Origin of the sequence: Aporhodopirellula aestuarii (genome assembly GCF_023701485.1) — a bacterium.
Classification (GTDB): Bacteria; Planctomycetota; Planctomycetia; order Pirellulales; family Pirellulaceae; genus Rhodopirellula; species Rhodopirellula aestuarii.
This window is the reverse complement of the sequence record NZ_JAMQBK010000136.1, coordinates 1-5,051: the sequence shown is the minus strand read 5'-3', so window position 1 is coordinate 5,051 and position 5,051 is coordinate 1. Positions and strand designations below refer to the sequence as shown.

The window sequence follows — 5,051 nt, the reverse complement described above, 5'->3', positions numbered from 1 at the left end:
AAACAATCAATGTCCCGAACGATTCCGTGAGGAAACGTGGGCTGCGTTCTTTGACCAATACGTGCGACGTCGTTGCCTGATGGTCGCTTGGAGAGATCTGCAGCTCGATAGAATGCTTTCACAGGAAGTGGGGACGACCCCACCGCTCCAAACTCGATCAGGGACGGCCCTGCCTGATAGGGATACGACACATGGCTTGGGTCATCTTATTCATCGCCGGTTTGTTCGAGATCGGATGGGCGATTGGACTCAAATACACCGAGGGCTTTACAAAACTGATCCCCACGATCGGGACGATCGCCGCGATGGTGATCAGCATGACCCTTCTCGGCATCTCGTTAAGGTCTCTTCCCGTCGGAACGGCATACGGCGTGTGGGTCGGGATCGGAACCGTTGGCACGGTGATCTTGGGGATCGTACTATTTGGAGAATCGGCGAGCCTGGTCCGAGTCCTCTTTGTTTCTCTTATCATCATCGGCATCATCGGCCTGAAACTCACCACGTCGACTTGATCGCCCCGAACGCTCCCACATTGTTCTAGGATTCAATCATGAGCAAGACAATCGCTTCCGTGATGGCGTTGTTGTTACTGATTAACTGTTCTCTACCTGCTGTGCACGGTGATGACGCTGGAGGTGAGGCCGAGCCCAGTCTCGCGGCAGACTTGGAAGCCATGCAAGGTTCCTGGGAACTGCTGCATGGCCAAAATGCCGAGAAGAAACCCAACACGCGGAGCGTCAAGACGATCACGGGTAACACCGAGACGCTTCGGCGATACAACCTCGCGACGGGGAAATTGACGCATGAGCACAGCGTCGAATTCGAGCTCAGCGAAACGGGCAGCGTCCGTGCCCTGACGTTCTACACTCCCGGCGGAACTGCCGAAAACGGATTTTCATACATCTACAAGATCGAAGGCGACGTGTTCTACGACATCCCTGGGATGTTGCAGGGAAGCCGATACCGCAACTACTTGCAGAAGCCAAACGTTTATCGGTGGATTCGCCTTGTCGAGGACGGCCCACGGTCGCCGGAAGCAAACGATGCCGAGTAGGCGTGCGCGTCCAGGATGACATCCAACCACGCTCGGACGGGTGTTTGATGCCGTGTGACGCTGAACGCTCGCTCACCAATCACGGTGCGGGGGCAGTCGCGCGGCGCCGGCCGTGATTCGTGAGCGTTTCATTGCCCCGTTCGTACCGCTGGAAGGGTTGGGGGCGAAGCGGTATTTTAGCGAGTTGATCGCAGGGCAGAGCTTTCGGGCTCGGTCCGATCGTCATTTCAATCTGCTCTCCCCACACACCCGATCCATTATGTCCGACGTGCGACCGACCTCCAAAATCAAACAGAACATGCTCGGTCGTGACGGGTTTCCTGTATCAGCCTTGGGATTTGGCGGATGGGCGTTGGGTGGACAATGGGGCGTTCAGGACGATTCGCAATCCGTGGCGGCGTTGGAAAAGGCGATCGCCTCGGGGGTCAATTTCATTGATACGGCGCCGGGGTATGGGGACGGCCGCAGTGAGCATGTGATCGCCGACATGCTAAACAACTTGCCGCCGCTGGTTCGTGAGACCATTCATGTCGCGACCAAGACGCCTCCCTCGCCTGGACCTTGGCCGCCGAGCCCGTATTGCCGCTGGCAAGATCGCTACTCCGCTGCCTACATCCGTTCCAACGTCGAAGAGCGGCTGAAGAATCTCAGGACCGACAGCCTCGATCTGCTGCAACTGCACACTTGGACGCGTGCCTGGAACGACGACCCGCAGCCACTGTTGGTGTTACAGAAATTGCGGGAGGAGGGCAAGATTCGCAAAATCGGCGTCTGCACGCCCGAACAAGACCAGAACTGTGTCGTGCAGTTGATGCGGGACGGGCTGGTTGACGTCGTGCAGGTCATTTTCAATCTTTTCGAACAGGAACCGGCCGCTCAGTTGCTGCCCGTCGCCGAGGAAACCGGAACGGGCGTGATCGTGCGAGTTTCACTCGACGAGGGTGGTTTGACCGGCAAATACGGGGCTAAGCACACATTCCCGGATGACGATTTCCGCAGCACCTATTTTGGCGGCGACCGAATGGAGCGTACTGCGGCTCGGGTGGTGGAAATTTCCGCAGACCTCGAAGACTTGGGGCTTGCCGACGACTACTCGTTGGCCGATGCGGCAATAAAATTTTCTCAGTCGCATCCCGCCGTCAGCACGGTGATCGTCGGGATGAGAAATCCAGAACAAGTCGGCAAAAACGTGGCCGCCGCGGGGCTCCCTGATTTCACACCAGAGGCATTGCAACGGTTGCGACGGCACCAGTGGTTGCGGGGGGTGTGGTATGGGGGAAAATGAGACTTTCGCGTTTCCCGCTCTCCGGTATCATCAGCGTCCATGACCAAACATATATTCGTTACCGGCGGCGTCGTTAGTTCTCTCGGCAAGGGGCTAACCAGTGCCTCGATCGGCATGTTGCTCGAGCGACGGGGGCTCCGCGTCCGGATGCAAAAGCTCGACCCTTACATCAACGTGGACCCCGGGACGATGAGCCCGTACCAGCACGGCGAGGTCTACGTCCTCGATGACGGTTCGGAAACCGACCTCGACCTGGGGCACTACGAACGATTCACGTCGGGCAAGCTCGACCGCGACTGCAACTACACCACCGGCCAGATCTACCTCTCGGTCATTGAGAAAGAACGCAAGGGCCAATTCCTCGGCAAGACCGTCCAAGTCATCCCACACGTCACCAACGAAATCAAACGGGTGATCAAACGGATGGGTGGCGACGACGTCGATGTCGTGATCACTGAAATCGGCGGAACCGTCGGTGACATCGAAAGTCTGCCGTTCCTCGAAGCAATCCGGCAATTTTCCCTAGACGTCGGCCGCGAGAACTGCCTCTACATGCACCTTACCCTGGTGCCGTATTTGAAGGCCGCTGACGAACTCAAAACCAAACCGACTCAGCACTCGGTCGGACAACTCCGCGAGATCGGTATCCAACCAGATATTTTGGTTTGTCGTTGTGAACGCAGCATCAGCCGCGACGATCGCGAAAAGATCGCGTTGTTCTGCAACGTCAAAACCGAGGCAGTGATCGAAGAAAAGGACAAGGACTTTTCAATCTACGAAGTACCGCTTTCGCTGGTCGACAACAAAATGGACGAGCTCGTCGTCCAAAAACTCGGGTTGTCCGCGGGCAATCTCGACATGACGCCTTGGACAGATTTGTTGCACCGGCTCCGCAATCCGCGTCACGAGCTATCGATCGCCGTAGTGGGCAAGTACGCCGAACACAAAGACGCGTACAAATCGATCTACGAATCGATCGACCATGCGGGGATGCACCACGATGCTCAAATTCGAATCGGCCGAATTCAGAGCAGCGACATCGAGCGTGAAGGTGCCGAGCGTTTGCTATCGGGATACCACGGCGTGCTGGTGCCTGGCGGATTCGGCGAACGTGGGGTCGAAGGCAAAGTTCAAGCGATTGAATTCGCTCGCAAACGCGGGGTCCCGTTTTTCGGTATTTGCCTCGGTATGCAACTCGCCGTAATCGAATACGCTCGAAACGTGATGGGGTACACCGGTGCCCATTCAACCGAATTCGACAAAGACACCCCTTATCCTGTGATCTGTTTGCTCGACGAGCAACGCAACGTCACCCAACTCGGCGGAACGATGCGTTTGGGCAGCCAACCGGCTCGCTTGACCCCGGGTTCGAAGGCGTACAATGCGTACGGCGTCGAGGCGATTGCCGAACGACACCGTCACCGTTACGAATTCAATAATGAATACCGCGACGTGTTCGAGAAAGCCGGAATGCACTTCTCCGGACGTAGTCCTGATGGAGCGTTGATAGAGATCGTTGAGATCGAGTCCCATCCGTGGTTCGTCGCGGCGCAGTTCCACCCCGAATTCAAGAGTAAACCGTTAGCCGCCCATCCGTTGTTCGCAGACTTTATTGCTGCGGCAATCCAGCGGCGGAAGAAACGTGTCACTGAAGAAATCGAAGTCCAAGCAGCAGAAGCGTCAAGCTAAGATGTCAAACACACACGAAGACTCAGAATCGTCTCAATCGTCTCCCAAAATCATCGTCGATTCGGATTGGAAAGAGCAGGTCGCCAAAGAAAAAGAAGCGGCTGCGGCTGCGGCGTCTGAGCCAACCGATACGACCGACGAGACCGCTGAATCGACACCCGAAACGAGCCCGCCGAGCGCAGCCGTGGACGTGGAATCGAAATCAGCCGAATCCAAAGTAGGCGAATCGAAGCCCGAGGAGACGCCCGCACAGGAAAAAAGCGAAGGTCAGGCACTGCCCGCGCCGAGCTTCGAAGTGCTGGTTTCGATGCTGTTCACGCAAGCAATTAGTGCACTCGGCCAAATGCCCAACCCGGTCAGCGGCGAGACCAGCGTCGACAAGCGGATGGCGAAACACTCCATCGACATGCTTGACATGCTGACCGAGAAAACCAAGGGCAATCTCTCCGAACACGAATCAAAAATGCTCAGCGAGGCATTGCACGCATTGCGGATGACCTACGTCAGCGTGCGCGATTGATTCGTCGGACGAAGGGATGGGCAACGTGGCAGTCTATGCGGCGAGAGGTGGTTTTGCGGCCGCGTGAGGAAAAAATTAGCCACTGCGTGATCCACCCACGTATCGAAAACCATCGTGCCGCGGACCAATCACGGTATTTCCGCGGTCGAACTCGCTGAGGCAATACTTGGTAAACTCAGACGCGAACTCGTAAGCGATTCACCCCCGTCGTTGTTCATCCGATGGTGAGGCCCCGCGTGCGTTCTTCTGCAAACCTTTCTACTCAGAATTGATCCAGCATGTTGTTTTCTCGTCGTGGCATCACGCCCTTGGTGGCAGCCCTGTTTTTGCTGTTCCTTTCGACATCGACGACGCTCAATGGTCAAGACGCCGACGCTCCCGCCAATTCCGCCGCAATGGCGCTTTATGCGGACGCGGCGAATTTTCAAACCAACGGCGCCGTTGAACTGGCCATCGACAACTGGAAAGAGTTTCTCAGCGAGTACCCGCAACACAAACTCGCT

The 5,051-nt window shown here is 56.6% G+C and carries 6 protein-coding genes; all 6 read left to right on the top strand.

Annotation, left to right across the window (positions count from 1 at the left end):
- The first annotated feature begins 191 nt into the window (after window positions 1-191).
- Window positions 192-512 (top strand): quaternary ammonium compound efflux SMR transporter SugE, encoded by a 321-nt coding sequence (gene sugE / locus NB063_RS31515; RefSeq protein WP_250933742.1) that lies wholly within the window; start codon window positions 192-194, stop codon window positions 510-512.
- 38 nt (window positions 513-550) lie between these two features.
- Entirely contained in the window at window positions 551-1,054 is a 504-nt protein-coding gene (locus tag NB063_RS31510; RefSeq protein ID WP_250933741.1) for a hypothetical protein, read from the top strand.
- A 259-nt stretch (window positions 1,055-1,313) separates the two neighbouring features.
- Complete coding sequence (locus tag NB063_RS31505; RefSeq protein WP_250933740.1) at window positions 1,314-2,339, top strand: aldo/keto reductase; 1,026 nt, start codon at window positions 1,314-1,316, stop codon at window positions 2,337-2,339.
- A 39-nt stretch (window positions 2,340-2,378) separates the two neighbouring features.
- Window positions 2,379-4,028: a CTP synthase gene (locus NB063_RS31500; RefSeq protein ID WP_250933739.1), complete on the top strand. Its 1,650-nt coding sequence runs from the start codon at window positions 2,379-2,381 to the stop codon at window positions 4,026-4,028.
- A gap of 1 nt (window position 4,029) precedes the next feature.
- Window positions 4,030-4,548 carry a DUF1844 domain-containing protein gene (locus tag NB063_RS31495; RefSeq protein ID WP_250933738.1) on the top strand — a complete coding sequence of 173 codons (519 nt, stop codon included), beginning with the start codon at window positions 4,030-4,032 and terminating at the stop codon, window positions 4,546-4,548.
- A 278-nt stretch (window positions 4,549-4,826) separates the two neighbouring features.
- Window positions 4,827-5,051, top strand: a 225-nt coding sequence (locus NB063_RS31490; RefSeq protein ID WP_250933736.1) for a hypothetical protein, incomplete at its 3' end; no start/stop codon positions are given.